The sequence below is a fragment of the Gordonia gummivorans genome, from assembly GCF_022513585.1.
In the GTDB taxonomy this organism is placed as follows: Bacteria; Actinomycetota; Actinomycetes; order Mycobacteriales; family Mycobacteriaceae; genus Gordonia.
The window spans coordinates 1-15641 of record NZ_JAKWBF010000008.1 but is presented as its reverse complement, the minus strand read 5'-3'; the positions used below and the strand labels follow the sequence as shown (position 1 = coordinate 15641).

The 15641-nt window shown below is 64.5% G+C and carries 18 protein-coding genes and 1 pseudogene; 7 read left to right on the top strand and 12 right to left on the bottom strand.

The window, feature by feature from the left end; genetic code table 11:
- Positions 1-32 precede the first annotated feature (32 nt).
- Positions 33-656, bottom strand: coding sequence for a hypothetical protein (locus tag MKW15_RS07955; RefSeq protein ID WP_240857062.1), 624 nt, complete (start codon positions 654-656; stop codon positions 33-35).
- A gap of 157 nt (positions 657-813) precedes the next feature.
- Here MKW15_RS07955 and MKW15_RS07950 point away from each other — a divergent pair, with 157 nt between their 5' ends.
- Together MKW15_RS07950 and MKW15_RS07945 are read left to right on the top strand one after the other, a co-directional pair.
- A complete protein-coding gene (locus MKW15_RS07950; protein WP_240857061.1) occupies positions 814-1044 on the top strand; it encodes a toxin-antitoxin system protein in 231 nt (76 codons plus the stop codon).
- The gene (locus tag MKW15_RS07945; protein WP_240857060.1) at positions 1034-1387 is read left to right on the top strand and encodes a type II toxin-antitoxin system PemK/MazF family toxin; all 354 of its coding nucleotides are present in this window, start codon (positions 1034-1036) and stop codon (positions 1385-1387) included. Before MKW15_RS07950 ends, MKW15_RS07945 begins: the two co-directional genes overlap by 11 nt.
- Positions 1388-1455: 68 nt before the next feature.
- On the opposite strand, the gene MKW15_RS07940 is transcribed toward MKW15_RS07945, so the two are convergent.
- Complete coding sequence (locus MKW15_RS07940; protein ID WP_240857193.1) at positions 1456-2319, bottom strand: alpha/beta fold hydrolase; 864 nt, start codon at positions 2317-2319, stop codon at positions 1456-1458.
- Between the two features lie 246 nt (positions 2320-2565).
- On the opposite strand from MKW15_RS07940, the gene MKW15_RS07935 reads away from it, so the two are divergent.
- Positions 2566-3324: an SDR family oxidoreductase gene (locus MKW15_RS07935; protein ID WP_240857059.1), complete on the top strand. Its 759-nt coding sequence runs from the start codon at positions 2566-2568 to the stop codon at positions 3322-3324.
- A 33-nt stretch (positions 3325-3357) separates the two neighbouring features.
- Here MKW15_RS07935 and MKW15_RS07930 read toward each other — a convergent pair whose 3' ends face one another.
- Positions 3358-4866: a protein adenylyltransferase SelO gene (locus tag MKW15_RS07930; RefSeq protein WP_240857058.1), complete on the bottom strand. Its 1509-nt coding sequence runs from the start codon at positions 4864-4866 to the stop codon at positions 3358-3360.
- A 42-nt stretch (positions 4867-4908) separates the two neighbouring features.
- A complete protein-coding gene (ilvD, locus tag MKW15_RS07925; RefSeq protein WP_240857057.1) occupies positions 4909-6651 on the bottom strand; it encodes a dihydroxy-acid dehydratase in 1743 nt (580 codons plus the stop codon).
- A gap of 59 nt (positions 6652-6710) precedes the next feature.
- On the opposite strand from ilvD, the gene MKW15_RS07920 reads away from it, so the two are divergent.
- Entirely contained in the window at positions 6711-6872 is a 162-nt protein-coding gene (locus MKW15_RS07920; protein ID WP_240857056.1) for a hypothetical protein, read from the top strand.
- A gap of 22 nt (positions 6873-6894) precedes the next feature.
- Here MKW15_RS07920 and MKW15_RS07915 read toward each other — a convergent pair whose 3' ends face one another.
- Positions 6895-7944 (bottom strand): serine hydrolase domain-containing protein, encoded by a 1050-nt coding sequence (locus tag MKW15_RS07915; RefSeq protein WP_240857055.1) that lies wholly within the window; start codon positions 7942-7944, stop codon positions 6895-6897.
- 123 nt (positions 7945-8067) lie between these two features.
- Between MKW15_RS07915 and MKW15_RS07910 the strand changes: the two are divergent.
- Both MKW15_RS07910 and MKW15_RS07905 read left to right on the top strand, forming a co-directional pair.
- Positions 8068-8513: pseudogene (locus MKW15_RS07910) on the top strand (AMP-binding enzyme); the annotation flags it as partial.
- A gap of 29 nt (positions 8514-8542) precedes the next feature.
- Positions 8543-9538 (top strand): LLM class flavin-dependent oxidoreductase, encoded by a 996-nt coding sequence (locus MKW15_RS07905; protein WP_240857054.1) that lies wholly within the window; start codon positions 8543-8545, stop codon positions 9536-9538.
- Positions 9539-9701: 163 nt separating this feature from the next.
- Here MKW15_RS07905 and MKW15_RS07900 read toward each other — a convergent pair whose 3' ends face one another.
- The 4 genes from MKW15_RS07900 to MKW15_RS07885 form a co-directional block, all read right to left on the bottom strand.
- The gene (locus tag MKW15_RS07900; protein WP_240857053.1) at positions 9702-10109 is read right to left on the bottom strand and encodes a PIN domain-containing protein; all 408 of its coding nucleotides are present in this window, start codon (positions 10107-10109) and stop codon (positions 9702-9704) included.
- On the bottom strand, positions 10106-10318 hold the full coding sequence (locus MKW15_RS07895) for a ribbon-helix-helix domain-containing protein (RefSeq protein ID WP_240857052.1): 213 nt from the start codon (positions 10316-10318) through the stop codon (positions 10106-10108). Before MKW15_RS07895 ends, MKW15_RS07900 begins: the two co-directional genes overlap by 4 nt.
- Positions 10319-10483: 165 nt before the next feature.
- On the bottom strand, positions 10484-11029 hold the full coding sequence (locus MKW15_RS07890) for a YceI family protein (protein ID WP_240857051.1): 546 nt from the start codon (positions 11027-11029) through the stop codon (positions 10484-10486).
- A 23-nt stretch (positions 11030-11052) separates the two neighbouring features.
- The gene (locus tag MKW15_RS07885) at positions 11053-12159 is read right to left on the bottom strand and encodes a phosphotransferase (RefSeq protein ID WP_240857050.1); all 1107 of its coding nucleotides are present in this window, start codon (positions 12157-12159) and stop codon (positions 11053-11055) included.
- A gap of 44 nt (positions 12160-12203) precedes the next feature.
- Here MKW15_RS07885 and MKW15_RS07880 point away from each other — a divergent pair, with 44 nt between their 5' ends.
- Positions 12204-12647 (top strand): MarR family winged helix-turn-helix transcriptional regulator, encoded by a 444-nt coding sequence (locus MKW15_RS07880; RefSeq protein WP_240857049.1) that lies wholly within the window; start codon positions 12204-12206, stop codon positions 12645-12647.
- A 303-nt stretch (positions 12648-12950) separates the two neighbouring features.
- On the opposite strand, the gene MKW15_RS07875 is transcribed toward MKW15_RS07880, so the two are convergent.
- The 3 genes from MKW15_RS07875 to MKW15_RS07865 form a co-directional block, all read right to left on the bottom strand.
- Positions 12951-14030 carry an amidohydrolase family protein gene (locus MKW15_RS07875; protein ID WP_240857048.1) on the bottom strand — a complete coding sequence of 360 codons (1080 nt, stop codon included), beginning with the start codon at positions 14028-14030 and terminating at the stop codon, positions 12951-12953.
- Positions 14031-14174: 144 nt separating this feature from the next.
- Positions 14175-15326, bottom strand: a complete 1152-nt coding sequence (locus tag MKW15_RS07870; RefSeq protein WP_308221026.1) for an MFS transporter — start codon at positions 15324-15326, stop codon at positions 14175-14177.
- A 102-nt stretch (positions 15327-15428) separates the two neighbouring features.
- Positions 15429-15641: hypothetical protein (locus tag MKW15_RS07865; protein WP_240857046.1), on the bottom strand; the 213-nt coding region annotated here is incomplete at its 5' end.

Genomic DNA, 15641 nt, shown 5'->3' with positions numbered 1-15641 from the left:
CCGATTCTGTTCGTGACCGCGGAGGAACGGCGTCAGGCAGGTTCCAAGGACCGGGCGGCCTTCGCCAACGCAGCCAGAGTTCGCAGGACAGACTCACGTTTGGCACTCAAGTCCGACACCTTGGCCTTGCCGCTGAGACCCGAGTCGTCCTGCGCGACAGCGAGGCGCTCGTCGAGCTCAGCAAGTTGCGCCAGCAATTGCTCGGCCCGGTGCGCGAGTTCTGCATGGTCCGGCTGGGAAACATCTGACGGCCGAGTCATCGCCGACCTGCCGGTCCGCGACTGGCCTGTGGGCGTTGCTCGCTCCGCCTGCGTACGACCCGCCTGGGCGGTCGCGACGACGCCACGCTTCCCGGATCGGGATTTCTCACGCTGCGACGGCTCGGTGCGGGTACGGTTCAGCTCCGCCCGCGCCGCGCGAGCCGCAACACGGTGCTCGCGTTCCTCTTCGTCGTCGGACTCCAACGACCCACCCAAGGGCCGCAGCCCATAGAAGTCAACGAACTCGCGAGCCTCAGCGATGGTCTGTTCCGCGGTCCGGCAACGCACACAGCGCGGTTCATTGCGGAAATACGCGAGGTCGTCGGTCGACGAGCACCACACACATTCACGGAGAGTGACGTCAGTTACAGGGGCGTCGGCAGTCGATGAAGGCACGGGCGATCAGACTACGCCACAGCGCTTTTCGCGGTGGATTGGGGTTGGCCCGTCAAACTCGACGTCGCTCCTCTCACCCTCTGGGAGTCGAAACTGGCTCTCCGAATTCTCACCAGTCGTGTAGACGGTTCAGTATACCCTAAGGTAGCCTCGACCCATGGGGACGACGACAATCAAGGTGTCCGTCGAACTTCGGGATCGCATCAACCGCGATGCCGAAGCACATGGCGTCACTGCAGCGGGACTCATCGAGAAGCTGCTCGATGGATACGAGCGCCGACAACGCATGGAAGCATTCGGCAACGCATTGCGGGCGGCCGACGCGGACTACTGGGACGAGTTCCGGGACTGGGACACCACCCTGAGTCCCGGCGACGATGCCGCCTGATCTGCGGCGGGGGACGGTCGTATGGGCCGAGTTGGATCCCACTCGTGGCCGCGAGCAGGCAGGCCGGCGTCCCGCGCTCATCATTGCCAGCGACCTGTATCTAGAGCAAGCCGATACACTCGCAATCATCCTGCCCGCTACGACAATTGAGCGGGGATGGCCAAACCATGTACGCCTTCGCGGGCCTGCCTTCACACCGACGCGACCCACATTCGCAATGACCGAGCAACCACGAACAGTCACACGCCAACGACTGCACGACGTCATCGGCGCCGTCGACCGGGAGACCATGGATGAAGTCGACCAGTGGCTGAGGGACTTCCTTTCCCTTCCGTCACAGTAGATCTCGACCGAGTTACATGCGTCGTCGAGAGTTGGTGGTCAGGGCAAATCTGCGCCGTCGTCCGATGGTCACCCCGATTTGCGGGCGAGCGCTGGTTCGGTGCTGAGGAATTCGTCAAGGATCCCGACAACAGCCTCCGGCGACTCGGCGTGCGGGTAGTGGCCCACACCGGGCAGTATTTCGAGGCGGCTCCCGGGCATCGCCTCGTGCGCGGCGATGCCGTGCGCAACCGGGATGATGTCGTCTTTGTCGCCCCAGATCAGTAGCGTCGGCAACTCTTCATTGAGGTACAAGCGGTTGAGTGCGCTGACCGCCTGCCCACGGTGATCCACCACTGAGCGCAGCGTCCGCAAGAATGCGCGGCGCGTATCGGCCTCGGCGAGCGACGAATACGCACGCCATGTCTGATCGGCACGCGGAGAATGAATGCCCGCCGACGACGCCCAGGACCGCACTTTCTCACCGGCCCGCAGAATCGGATTCGGCGCGATCAGCGGCAACACGAACTCGGCGCCGGGAGCGGCCAGCAGTCGAAGGATCCAGCTGACGTCGGGGCCCAGACCGCCGCTGCTCATCAGTACGAGCCGTTCGCAGCGGTCGGGATGTTGGTAGGTGAACTGCATCGCGATACCGCCACCGAGTGACTGACCCACCACGGTCACCTTGTCGATTCCCAGTTCGTCGAGAAGATCGCGCAGGAAGGCGGCGAACGCGCCGAGCGAATAGTCCCCGCGCGGCTTGTCCGACGCGCCGTGACCCGGGAGGTCGGGCGCGATGACCCTGTGCGTGCGGGAGAGCGCCGGAAAGACTGCGTCCCAGGTGAGCGCACTGCCTGCCATCCCATGAATGAGAAGCAGCGTGTCGCCGCTGCCGGCGTCTCGATACGCGACCTGATCCCCATGCAGATCGAGAAACTTGTATTCGCTGCTCACAATCGTCACTCCCGCGAAGGTAGGGCGTACGTCCCGCAGTGCCGGGTTGGCCGGTTCCGCAAGTAGGCGTCGGGGACGATTGTCTGCCGATTGTGACCACACCGGGTCACAGAGGTCAATTTCGCAGCTCGCCTCACATTATGCGATGGGCGGATCACCTGACGGGCGGCCGGTCGGATTTCGGGATCGTGGCGGTCCCGCGCCGGTAGAGTGCACTTCGTTCAGACGGGCGGAGGGGCAAGGGCAATGACAACCAACTTGTTCGACGTGGAGGGCAAGACCGCGTTGGTGACCGGTGGGACAAGCGGGATCGGCGCGATGCTGGCGCGGGGTCTCGCCGATCGCGGGGCCCACGTCGTGATCACAGGCCGAAACGAGAAGGCGCTGGAGGAGGCCTGTAACGCGGGTCTCGTTGCGCTACAAGCGAATTTGTCGACGCCTGATGCATGCCGAGCATTGGCGGCGCAGGTCGCCGAGGAGTTCGATCACCTCGACATTCTGGTCAACAACGCCGGGGCCACCTGGGGCGCGCCCTTGGAGGAGTTTCCCGACTCCGCGTGGGATCGAGTTCTCGATCTCAACGTGCAGGCGCCGTTCACCCTGACACAGGCGTTGCTCCCACAGTTGTTGGCCAAGGCCACCGAGGACGATCCGTCGCGCGTGATCATGATCGGCAGCATCGACGGAATTCGGGTGCCGAGTACTGCGTCGTACTCCTATTCGGCGAGTAAGGCGGCCGTTCATCAGATGACCCGACACCTCGCTCGCGATCTCGGCCCACGTCACGTCACGGTCAACGCGATTGCGCCGGGTCCGTTCGAATCAAAGATGATGGCACACATGCTCAATGAGTTCCGCGACGAGATCGAGGCGAGTTCGCCGTTGGGGCGGATCGGACGTGCCGACGATGTGGTCGGCACAGTGGTTTTCCTCAGCAGTCGGGCGGGTAGCTACCTCACCGGAGCCGTGATCCCTGTCGATGGGGGCATGTCCACCACGCGGTGACCCGATGAGAACACAGTCGCGTTCTGATCAGGCTCATGTGCCGCAGAAGGTCTGGAATGAGGCTGTGAATGATTCGGGGGCGGGCATGGCGTAGTGATCCCGCTCGTCGAGCTGGTCGAACGGCTGTGTCACCGCTGCCAGGAGTTGCTCGAAGGGCGCCAGATCCGCGTCGGCCGCTGCCGCCAACGCGGCGTCGAGGTGGTGGTTGCGTGGGATATAGAGCGGGTTGATGCGGTCCATCCGGTCCGCGGTCCGCTGATGGTCGTGGCCGAGACGGTCGAGTGCGCCACGCCACCGCTTCAGCCACGAGTTCCTGTCGTCGGCGGGGATCAGCGTCGCCAACGGTGTGCTCTCACCGCGCAACTCAGCCGCCAGAGCGCGGAAGGTCCCGGTCCAATCGGACCGGTGGGCGTTCATCAGGGTCAGCAGATCGTCGATCAACTCGTGCTCGTCGCTGGCACCCAGGAGCCCGACCTTGGCCCGAAACCCTTCGTCGAAGTACCGGTTGTATCGAGCGTCGAAGGTGGTGAGTACCTCGGTCACCGCGTCGATCGCCGCCCGCGGTTGATCGCTCACGAGAGTCAATTGCGTCTCGGCGAAGCGTGCGAGATTCCATTTCAGGACGGTCGGCTGGTTGCCGAATGCATAACGTCCGCCGTGATCGATGGAACTGAACACCGCCGAGGGATCAAAGGCGTCGATGAAGGCACAGGGGCCGTAGTCGATGGTCTCGCCGGAGATCGTGGTGTTGTCGGTGTTCATGACGCCGTGGACGAATCCGACAAGCATCCACTTGGCGACCAGGGCGGCCTGCCGATCGAGCACTGCCTCGAAGAAACCTATGTACCTGTTGTCGTTTCCGTTCTCCGGGAGTTCGACGAGCTCGGGAAAATGGCGGGCGATCGCGTAGTCGGCGAGCGGCTGCAGCAATTCCGGATTGCGGGCGGCGAGTTCAAAAGTCCCGACACGAAGGTGGCTCGCCGCGACTCGGGCCAGCACTGCGCCGCGTTCGACCTCGGTGCGGTGCACACCGCGCCCGGTGGCGACGACAGACAGCGAACGCGTCGTCGGGATACCCAGCGCGAACATGGCCTCACTCACCAGGTACTCGCGAAGCATCGGGCCGACCACCGCGAAACCATCGCCTCCGCGGGAGAACGGGGTCGGGCCGGACCCTTTGAGCTGCAAGTCAACTCGATGTCCTGCGGCGTCGAGGAGCTCGCCCAGCAATAATGCCCGTCCGTCGCCGAGGAGAGGTGCGTAGCCACCGAACTGATGTCCGGAGTAGGCCGTCGCAACGGGTGTGGTGTCGACGGGTGTTGCGGCACCGGACAACAGTGCGAGGCCGTCGTCGGACCGGAGCGTGTCCATATCCAGACCCAATGACTCGGCGAGCTGCGGATTGACCGCCAGGAGCGTGGGTTCGGGCGCATCCGCCCCGCGCCATGGAACGGTCAGCGGTGCCAATGCGTCGGCAAACGTTCGTTCGAAGCCGGAAATCGCCGAACTGGCACGAGTGGGGGAGTCAGGTACTGCTGGCACGCGTCCAGCGTAGCCGCGCGACTCGATCGCGGATGTCGTCTGTCAGCCGCACACGGCGCCACGAGACGCCGAGGTGACCAGTTTGGAGTACTTGGCCAGTACCCCGCGGGTGTAGCGCGGGGGGAGCGGAACAAAACCCTCTGCGCGCGAGGCGAGTTCGGCGTCGTCGACCAACAGGTCGAGCCTGCCCCGACCAACGTCGAGCCGTATCCGATCACCATCGCGGACGTGGGCGATCGGCCCGCCGTCCACCGCTTCGGGCGCGATGTGTCCGACGCAGAGTCCGGTGGTGCCGCCGGAGAATCTGCCATCGGTCATCAGCAGGACATCTTTGCCCAGACCGGCACCCTTGATGGCGCCGGTGATCGCGAGCATCTCGCGCATCCCCGGCCCGCCCTTGGGTCCCTCGTAGCGGATCACGACCACGTCTCCGGCGGTGATCGTGCCATCGGCCAGCGCATCCATGGCAGCGCGTTCTCGATCGAAAACCCTTGCCACACCGTCGAACACATCCGAGTCGAATCCGGCAGACTTCACCACCGCACCTTCCGGCGCGAGTGAGCCCTTGAGGATCGTGATCCCCCCGGTCGGATGGATCGGTTCGGAGATTGCCCGCAGCACCTTGCCGTCGGGATCCGGCGGCGCGATGGTGGACAGGTTCTCGGCGACCGTGCGCCCGGTGACGGTCAGGCAGTCGCCGTGGAGCAACCCGGCGTCGAGCAATGCCTTCATCACAACCGGGACCCCACCGATCTGGTCGACGTCGGTCATCACGTGACTGCCGAATGGTTTGACGTCGGCCAGGTGCGGAACACGAGCGCCGACTCGTGAGAAGTCGTCGAGGGACAGTTCCACCTCGGCCTCGTGCGCGATCGCGAGCAGATGCAGTACGGCGTTGGTGGAGCCGCCGAACGCCATGACCACGGCGATCGCGTTCTCGAAGGCCTCTTTGGTCATGATGTCGCGTGCCGTGATTCCACGTCGGAGGAGTTCGACGACGGCTTCGCCGCTCTGGTGGGCGTACCGGTCCCGGCGACGATCCGGCGCCGGCGGCGCCGCGCTACCGGGCAACGACATCCCGATCGCCTCGGCCGCGCTGGCCATCGTGTTGGCCGTGTACATCCCGCCGCACGCACCTTCGCCGGGACAGATGGCACGTTCAATCGTGTCGACGTCCTCGCGACTCATCAAGCCACGCGAACACGCGCCGACGGCTTCGAACGCATCGATGATCGTCACTTGGCGCTCTTGCCCGTCCGACAAGGTCGCATACCCGGGCAGCGTCGAACCGGCATAGAGAAAGACGTTGGACAGGTCTAGGCGCGCAGCGGCCATCAACATGCCCGGCAGGGACTTGTCGCAGCCGGCGAGCAGCACCGATCCGTCGAGTCGCTCGGCACTCATCACCGTCTCGACACTGTCGGCGATGACCTCCCGGGAGACCAGCGAAAAGTGCATGCCTTCGTGACCCATGGAGATCCCGTCGGACACTGAGATGGTGCCGAACTCGAGGGGGTAGCCGCCGGCGGCGTGCACCCCTTCCTTGACCGCCTTGGCGAGACGGTCCAGCGACAGGTTGCAGGGAGTGATCTCGTTCCACGACGATCCGACGCCGATCTGCGGTTTCGCCCAGTCGTCGTCGCCCATTCCGACGGCGCGAAGCATCCCTCGGGCCGCCGTCTTCTCCAGGCCGTCGGTCACGTCCCGACTGCGGGGCTTCATGTCGACGCCACTGTCGGCGACGGTCAGATCTGATGGGCTGTTCAGCTGCGTTGCCTTGCTCATAGCGCCACCATAATTGCCGGAACCGCAACTGTGTGCTGCGCGCCTGGTATCAAGGATTTATGACGTCAAGGGAGTCCGAACCGCACACCGAAGAGACGGACGTCGGCCCAGACGACGCAGCCTCGGACGTTCAGTCCGACCCGGCCGCAGGTGACGAGTCCGGCGACTGGACAGGCGAGGGCGGTGCAACCGACGAGGGGCCCGCGACTGACAGCGAGTGATTCGCTGAAGTCAGGTCAGTGCCTACTGCGGCAACGCCGCTGCCAGTCCCGCGAAGATTGCCTGCGCGGCCGGTGTCGGCCGGCCGTCGATCGTGGTGCTGTTGTAGGTGTTGGTCAGCACGATGACGGTGGTGTTGGTTGTGTAGTTGTGGAACAGCACACTGTTGTAGCCGGGGAGGTCGCCGTCGTGGCCCCACCACCCGTCGCGGTCGCCGAGGCCGATTCCGTAACCCGCCGTCGGGCTGTTCGGTGGCGGCGAGTGCAGGATCGAATCCCGGCGCAGCTGTTGGGTTCTCGCGTCGAGGATGCCCGCGCCGGTGAACAGGGCGGCACCCCACTTCTGCGGGTCGTCGAGGGTGGAGATCACCGCGCCCGCGGTGAACGCCATCGACGGATTCCAATGCGTGGAGTCGACGTTGCTCCCCGCCGGCTGGCCCTGGTTGGTCAGGCCAGATAGATATGGCGCCGGGATGGCGGTCGAATCACCGGGAAAGCTGGTGTTGTCCATGCCCAATGGACCGAACAGCCGTTTGCCGAAGACCTCGCCGATCGGCTGGCCGAGCACCTTCTCGATCACCATGCCCAACAGCCCGTAATTGGTGTTGGAGTACTGCCACCCCTGCCCGGGCGCGAACACCGCGGGCATGGACTTGGCGATGTCGACGAGTTGTTGAGGCTGCCAAGGTCTCTCGGGGTGCGCGAAGTAGGTATCGGTGAACGCGTTCGATGCGGTGTAGGACGGGATGCCACTGCTCATGTCGGCGACTTGCTGCAGTGTCGCCGACGGGTTCGGGGCGCCCGGCACATATTTGCCGATTGGGTCGGCCAGGGAGACCTTGCTTTCCTGCGCCAACTGCAGCAGCACCGTCACCGTCATTGTCTTGGTCAGCGACCGGACGCGGGTGTGATCGGTCGCACCGGGCTTCGATGTGCCGCTCGCCGCGGTGGTCCCCGATGCGCCGGTCCAGGTGCCGTTCGTCGAGATGATGCGGGCCAGCGCCCCGGGCGCCCCCGTTCGGACCCGGGTGTCGTCGAGCACCTTCTGCAGCGCTGCGGTGGTGGCCGCGTCCATCGCGGTGGACACCGCCGACGAGGGGGTCGTAGGTGAGCTCGATGACGACGAACAGCCTGCGATTGCGATGGCCACCGCACTTACGACGACACCTATTGCCCGACATCGTCTCGATACAACGGCCGAGGGCCGCTCGTCATGGCGGGCTACTACCGGAACCCCGAAGCCACCGCCGAGGCGTCGGCACACGGGTGGCATCACACCGGCGACGTCGGCTACCTCGACGAGGACGGGTTCCTGTACATCGTCGACCGAGCCAAGGACATGATCATCACCGGCGGATTCAACGTTTACTCCGCTGAGGTCGAGCAGGCGCTCATCGCGCACGAGGCCGTGCGCGACTGTGCGTCGTCGGATTGCCCGACGACAAGTGGGGCGAGCGTGTCACCGCCGTCGTCCTGCTGCATGACGAAACGTCCGTCGACCCCGACGACCTCATCCGCTTCGTGAAGCAGAAGATCGGAAGCGTCAAGGCCCCCAAACAGATCGAGACCTGGGACGACCTCCCGCGATCGACCGTCGGAAAGATCCTGAAGACCGACATCCGCGCGACGCTCACCGACAACTGAATCATTGCCAACCCACCGAGGAGGAACCCATGCTCGAACTCGCCCTGTATCTCCCCAACTTCCGCGAGAAGATCACGGTCGCCGAACTCGAGGACCTCACACAGCTCGCAGAGGAGCTGGACTACGAATCGGTCTGGACGCTCGACCGCATCATCGTCCCCGAGGCGTCTGACCGTGCCGAGATGGAATACGCGTTCGGCATGATGCACGAGCTCCCGAAGCAGCTGCCGGTTTCGTCGAAAGGTGATTTCCTGCAGGGCTTTCCGCTGCTCCCATGGCTGGCCGCGAAGACCTCGAAGGTACGGATCGGGATGAGCATCATCGACACGCCGTACCGCTCACCGGGGGTTCTCGCCGCCGAACTCGCCACCATCGACCATCTCAGCGGTGGTCGGCTCAACGTCGCCGTCGGATCGGGATGGATGCCCGAGGAGTTCGCGGCTGCGAGCGCGAGCCAGATCTTCCCTCGGCGTCACCAGCACCTGCGCGAATCCATCGAGATCATGCAAGGTATCTGGGCGAACGACACTTTTGAATACCACGGGGAGTTCGCTGATTTCGGGCCGAGCGGGTTCGGGATGAAGCCCCTGCAGCAGCCGCGACCTCCCATCTACTTCAGTGGCCTGAAAGACGCGAAGCGAGCAGCGAAACGCGTTGCGAAGTACGGCCTTGACGGGTGGATCGGCATTCAGGATTCGCCCGAGGAGATCGCCACCTGGCGCGCGGAGATCGCCACCGAACTCGCCGAGCTCGACACCGCTCGCACGATCGACGACCTCGACATCGCGACCATGATCTGGACCGTGATCACCGACGTCGCCATGGACCAGACGCCGGCCGGCAAGGCCTCAAACCTGCTCGTCGGCTCGGAACGTCAGGTGACGGACATGCTCAAGCGCTACCGCGAGGCGGGGCTGACAAAGCTACTGGTCTGGCCACCGTTCGCGGATGTGCCCACCCCGAAGACGATGGACGACATGAAGCGGCTGAAGAACGACATCATGCCTCAGGTCGACGCGATCTGAGGCGACCACGCACGCTGACCTCGGACGCGCCATCTCGGATGAGATTCGGGATGCTGGGTGCTTTGGAGGCAATGCACGACGTCGGCCAGATGTCGCACGGCGGTCGATGAGGAGCTGACGGGCCAGGCTGCCCGTGACGATGGTGGACGTTCGGCAGCCCGGTTCACGGGACGATGGACGGTGCAGAACCGTCGCCGAGCCGGAGGACAGAGAAGTGTCGGTGATCGAGAGTGGCGATCGTTCTGGTCCGATATGCATCGGCCAAGACGATGTTCGACGCGTCGGCGACACCGACCGGCACATCGGAATACTGTCGAACGATCACCGAAGCGGCTGATAGCCGCTCGCGCGACATGGCAGCGAGTTCCCATGCACCCGAACTCAATTCGTCGAGCACGATGCGCTCGATGTGAGAGCCATGGCGACTCAGAACGAGGTAGTCGAGTTCAGCGACGATGTAGGGCGATACGACCAAGGGTTCACTGGATGCATCGATCACTTCCGCGACGGCTTCATGCTGCGGCTCAGCTGCGTCGAAGTAGGCCAGAAGTGCGCTGGTGTCGACGATCACTCGCCGAAGCCCTCGAGCAGTTCGTCGACCCGCTCGGCAATGGGTTCGTTGCCTGAAAACAATGCACCGCGAGGTCGAGGTGTGTTGTCGCTCAGAGCCTTTCGCAATGCTTGCCGCACGATCTCGGCCTCGGGAAGTGAGCGTCGGCGCGCTTCGAGTTCGATGGCCCGCTTCAAGTCGTCGGGGAGGTAGAGCGTGGTCTTGGCCATGCCATACATGGTACCACCGGTGGTATCACGCTGGTTTGTTCATCAGCCGCCCGCGTACGGTCGTGACCTCTGACGATACCGCCGCCGCCCGAGGCAAGAATCCACTCCAGCGCCTGTATGAGCGCGGCAGAGGTGCAGCTCGGTCACGAATGAGCGGTCCTCCGCTCAGGTTCGCTGCAGCCGAACCGAAAGGGCGACGGTGACTGTGTCGCCGATGATCAGGGTACTGCGAGGTCCCACCCTGAACTCTCTGCGGCGCAAAGTGGTTCGCGCCCGAAGGTCGACGTCGCCGAGGTCGCGGCCGAGTCGGAGGTCGGAGATCGGTGCGACGGTGAGCATCACCGGTCGAGTGATGCCCTTGATCGTCAGGTCACCAGTGAGCGTCTGCCCGAGGTCGTCGTCCCCATCCCACGCCGCTGCTTGAGTGCTGACAAATGTGGCGGTGGGGTAGGTGCCGGTGTCGAAGAAGGTCCCCGACCGCAGGTCTCGATCGCGTCGGTCGTTCCCAGTGGCGATCGAGTCGATGTCGATCTCGACGCGAATCGCAGGGTTTCCATCGTCGTCGAGGGTGAAAGTCCCGCGAAAGTTGGTGAATTCTCCGTTGACGGTGACGAGTCCGAGTTCTCTCACCGAGAAACCGATGCGCCAGTCGGTGGGGTCGATCATCCACGTGCCGGCTTCGATGCGGGTGGTGAGGGTAGGCGAGGTCATGGTGGTCTCCTGTCTTGTGTTTGTCAGATGCCTATGCCGCGCAGGATGTGGTCCAGCGCGCGCATTCGCTCGTGTACCAAGGAATGAAGGCTCGGATCTGCAGAGTCGCCCGGCGGAAGCTGTTCCAGTGGAATCGCCGACAGCGCGCTGAACGCGGCGAGCTGGATCCGGTGGGCGCGCGCCAGACTGTCACGATCGATGTGAAAACCGTTGCCGGCCAAGCCGCTGCGATACCGGCTCACGCACACGTCTTGCAACTGGGGGAGCCGGTCGGCGGACATCTGGCCGAGGTCGATGGCACTGATGACCAATTGGGTGAGGTCGAAGCCGATTCGCGCGCGACCGAAGAATGCCCAGTCGATCACCGTGAACGTTCCCTCGCCTGTGCTGAGGAGATTGCTCGGACAGGCGTCGCCGTGGGCGCTCAGTAGCGGCAGCGCCTCGATCTCGTCGATCAGTGTCGGCATGAGGTCGACGAGTGCGAACAGGCGCGCCCGCAGCGCCGAGTCGACGTGGCGTGACACGACGGGATGCGCCCAGATCTCGCCTGCCGTGAACGCGTCGACGAACTGGGGACGCAGGCGGCCTTCGTAGTAGACCCGAGCTTGCTGTGGGCCCGAGGGGTGTCCGATCGTGTCGGCGACCTGCCCGACCTCCGAGGATGCCGCGAAGCGGCCGAGCATGAGTGCGGCGTCGGCGTAGATCTGTGGTGTCCAGGTCTCGGTGTGAGCTATTCGCTCCATCCAGATTGCCGACGAGGCGTCGTCGATCGGGTGGACGTGATAGCAGCAGGGGAGCGACATACCTTGCGGCAGAGAACTTCCCAACTCTGATCGATACACATTGGGCTCGATCTCCCAGGGAAGGCCCCGCGCCGCGGCCTCGGCGAGTTCGGCGGGGATCAGGCTGAAGACGGGGGAGCGCCGGACATCCCGTGCGACCTTGACGACAAGCGCGAGTGGACCCGTTGGCGTGGTCACGTCCACGCACCATCGCGATCCGGTGGTGAGCGCAAGGAACGCATACGGGAGCTCGGTCACCTCGATGGCTGATACCTCGGAGACGCCCAGCAGTTGGGCGAGTTCGCGAGGTTGGATCGCGAGTTCTTCTGGCCAGGTCGGGGTCGTCATGAGCTATCCTTAGACAATCAGCTTTACCAAGAAAGGTAAGTTACTTGTCCAGTTTTGTCAATAGAGTATCAGCGGACGACGAACACATCGCGACGCTGATGGGACGGGCGATCGAACGAATTGCCGACAGCTTCGACGACGAGGTGTGGCGGGGTCTGCGCCCGTCGCAGTTCCGGATCCTGGAGGCCATCGACCGCGGATCTGCGCGCAGCGTCGATGTCGCCCGTGTATTGGGGATGACGAAACAGGGTGCCGGACAACACATCGCAAAGCTGACCGACGACGGCTACCTGGTCGCCTCTGAGGACAGCGGCGATCGCCGAAACCGCAAGCTACGGCTCACGCGCAAAGGCTCGTCCATGCTGATGCGCGGCCTCCGCAGAATTGCCGACATCGAAGACGAATGGACCGGGCTCGTGGGTTCCGACGACTATGCCGCCTTCAGGCGGGTACTGATCGAGATCGGAAAGTTCTCTGAAAGATTGTGATTCGGCGGCCACTTACCGGGTTCGTCACGGTGACGAAAAGGGCTGTCGTGGGTTGTGGGACACCATCGTGACCGGAAGGCCGACGATTTCCTCCGTGGTGGTGCAAGCCGCCCGGCCAACACGAGCCTCATGTGCGGGAGCCGGCGGTGACGATGGTCGCCAATGTTCGTGGTGAGCATTCCACGGAGTAGGGGCGATCCGGCATGCCGCGGAGTTGCTGGGCATCACCACGCCGGAGACGCTGCGTAAATGGGCGCCGACGACCGCGCTGGTCCAGGCTGATCCGGGTGCGGATCGAGCCCGTCAGCTCACGGCGGCGCGCAAGCGGGGGAGTTGCTGCAACGGGTTGATGTGTTCGATCTCGTAGCGTTGGCGGGCGTTGAAGACGTCACTCAGTCCGGGGGCGGGGTCGCCGCCGCCTTCGAGGAATACGGTCTGGCTGAAGGGCCAGTCGGAGCCGAAGACGATGTGCGAGCGCGGTGCGACGGCCAGTACCGACCGCATGGCGGCTTCGGACGCGCTCAGGGCGGTGTCGAAGTAGAACGTGCGGATCAGTTGTTGCACATCGAGGGCCGAGGGTCGGGGAGCGCCGGCAGGCCAATGGTTGCCGACGGGCGTTTCGGCAAGTAGACCGATGCGCCACGACAGGAATGGCAGGGTGCCGCCGGCATGGGAAAGCTGGAACCGGATGCCGGGGTAGCGGCGCAGGGTGCCGCCTGCGAGCATCAGGGTCGCCGCACGGGTTGTGTCGAAGGTGAATTCTTCGAGGAAGTCCGGAAGTGGGAGTGAGGGTTTGGCGTTGTCCGGGATGGCGGCGGGGTGGACGAAGACGAACGCCTTGCGGCGATTGAGCGCTGCCATGAGCGGTTCGAATCGTGGGTCGCCGAGGTAGACGCCGTCGTACGCGGACAACAGCACCACGCCGTCGAGGTGGAGGGTGTCGAGTGCGTACTCGAGTTCGGCGATCGAGGCTGCGACGTCGGGCATGGGGAGCACGGCGAACGCGCCGAAGCGGGTGCGGTGTGTTCGGAACAGTCGGGCGGCGTAGGTGTTGCAGTAGCGGGCGAGGTCACGGGCATCCTTGCCGTGCAGGAAGGACACGCCCGGGTCGGACACCGAGAGTGCCTGGGATTGAATGCCCCAGCGGTCCATGAAGTCGATCGCTGATTCCGGCGACCACTGCGGGGTGGGATAGCCACCGATGGTGAAGTGGCCGTGTTCGAGCAGTGCGGCACGGTACTCCGGTGGGAGGAAATGGGCGTGTAAGTCGATCCGGTACCGCCCCGAAGGGGCAGGCGCAGCACCCGCTGGTGCGGCGCTCGTCGCAACTGCGGCCCCCGCAGCCACCGCGCCGGCACCGATGAGCAGTGATCGACGGCTCACGGCGGACGGAGACTCAATGTTGCTGGGCGAGGCTGGATTCGGGGTTGTAGTCATCGACCCTGGACCTTTCGGGGGTGGAGTTGTGTGGCGACGTCGAGATCGACAATCTCTCCTGGATTCGGGTATCAGATGGCTCGGGGTGAGTCACCGGTTGTCGGCGGCGTCGCTGTCGGGTTGTTGTCGAGGAGCTTTGAGAGCGCATCCGATCGCAGCGACGAGGAGAACGACAGCGACCGAGATCATCGACGCGGACATGCCATCGATGAAGGCGCCGCGGACCGCGGCGCCGAGTTGGGCGCCAAGTGGACCGCCGAGCTGGTCGGCGGCGGCCAGGCCGCCGGCGGCCGAGTCGCGGACTGCATCGGCAGCTTGGGCGGGGAGCCTGGTGAGGTCGGGCAGGTGCTGGCTGTACTGGCTGGAGAACACCGAGCCCATGATCGCGATCCCGACGGCCGAGCCAACCTCGCGCGTGGTGTCGTTCATGGCCGAGGCGACGCCTTGATGATTACGCGAGAGGGAACCGACGATTGCGCTGGTTCCAGTGGAGCCGGCCAAACCGATGCCGAGACCGGCGACGATCAGGCCGCCCAGAAAGGGGCCGTACCCGGAGTCCACGTGCAAGCGCGAAATCCACAGCAGGCCTACCGCAATGAGCGTCAGCCCGGCGGCCATCACATATTTCAAACCCGCCCACGACACCAGGCGCGGAGTGACTGTGGCCGTGGGCATCACCACTGCTGCCACGGGGATCAATGCGATCGCCGCCAGTAGTGGGCTGTATTCGAGGATGAGTTGCAGGTACTGCAACCCTACGAAGAAGAACCCGAAGATGGCCATGAACTGGGTCAGCACCACGATGGCGCCCGCTCGGAAGCCGGGGAGCCCGAACAGCTGCGGGTCCAGTAGCGGGTGGTGGGTGCGCATCCCTTGGACCGCGTAGACGACGAAGCCGAGAACGCAGACTCCAGCGCAGATGAGGACCGGGAGAGTCGTCCAGCCACGATCGTTGCCTTCGATGATCGCGAAGACCAGGGTGCCGATTGCGATAGATGTTGCCAGCGCACCGATTACATCGAACTTGTGGGGGTCGTGATCACGGGTGTTCGGCGCCAGGGCTGCGGCGGCGACTGCGGCCACCACGCCGACGGCGGCGCTCGTGACGAAGATCGATTGCCATCCCCAGCGTTCAAGCAGCGTTCCGGCGACGAGCATGCCGATGATCGCTCCTGCTGCGGCGAATCCCGACCAGATCGCCACACCCTTGCTGCGCTCTTCGGGTGGGAAGGTGGAGGTGATCGTCGACAGAGGGCAGTTGCCCGGTCAGGTGGTGCTGGATTGTCGGCGCGACACTAGCGATGATGTCAGCGCGGTCGGCGCTGGCGAGACGTTCGGCACCGACTACCCGGTCACGTGGACGTGGTGCAGCGAGGCTTCTCTTCCGCACTGGACGATGACGCCACCGAGCCCCTGGCCGTCGACCCGACGGCTCGGGGCGCAAAGCCAACCGGAGATGATCAGGCCGCCGACGCCGATGCCCATCGTGGTTGCCGCGACATTCGGCATCGCAAACGAGCGCCACCGGGACAGGTTCAGGAACAGTTTTCGCGCGTG